Annotated in this window: 1 protein-coding gene; it reads right to left on the minus strand. The window is 34.7% G+C overall.

The genetic code is table 11. The annotated features are described in order from the left end of the window. Positions 1-117 precede the first annotated feature (117 nt). On the minus strand, positions 118-906 hold a 789-nt coding region (locus tag AC973_RS09405), incomplete at its 5' end, for an ISL3 family transposase (RefSeq protein ID WP_157850761.1).

Here is a 906-nt window from a genome sequence, read left to right on the forward strand (position 1 = left end):
AGCTTCAAAGAGAAAAGCTATACACGATTATGTGTATGGCTTTTTTTTGCCCTTAGGCAAGAAGATTATTATGTTGTAGCAACAAGGACTACGAAAATAGTAATAGTTTGGCAGGCCTTAGCTTGCCATTGCTTCATAAGTGGATGGTGCTGGGTTTGAAGGTTTGTATTTTAGTTTGAATTGGACTAGTATTCTAGCGCGTAAATTAAAGAAATTAGCATATCCGAAACCAGTACGCTTAATTAATTTAATCTTATTATTAATACCTTCGGTAGGTCCGTTTGAGACGGTATAAGTTAATGAATTATGGATATATGGTAAAAACTTCTGTAAAGTTCTGATAGTTCTTCTCGCACGTCGAGGCAAGGTTATTTTCCTTGTGCTCTTCAATATTTCATCAAATAGCTCAATGTTATGCGTAGAAATTGCGTACTTAAGCTCATTCATTAGAGTATATGTTACTAATAAATCCGGCGAAATATTCAATAGGAAATCAACAATGCGCTGTTCCGAAATTTCTTCACCAAATTGGCGAACATAATATGTATCAGTGAAATTTAAGTCTTCAGCATTTTTTAGCAACAACTTCCATTGTTTTTTAAGTTTTCTGTAGTCAGATGGTCGGCTATTTTTCACGATATTCATAGCTTTAATACGAACAGAATTAATTGTCTCATTTAGTAACTTCACGATATGGAATCGATCAATTACAATCTTAGCATTAGGAAAACTAGTACGTATTACTTCAAGATAGGGTGTATACAAATCGATAGAAACAGTTTTCACACTACTTCTAGCAGCCCAAGTAAAGGAAGCAAAGTAATCGATTAGAGAAGCTTGTTTCCGATCAACAATAATATCAATCAACCTTCTATTATGGGTGTCCACAAGGACAGCACTCATCGC

Source organism: Carnobacterium sp. 1290_CSPC, assembly GCF_001053265.1.
Classification (GTDB): Bacteria; Bacillota; Bacilli; order Lactobacillales; family Aerococcaceae; genus Aerococcus; species Aerococcus urinaeequi.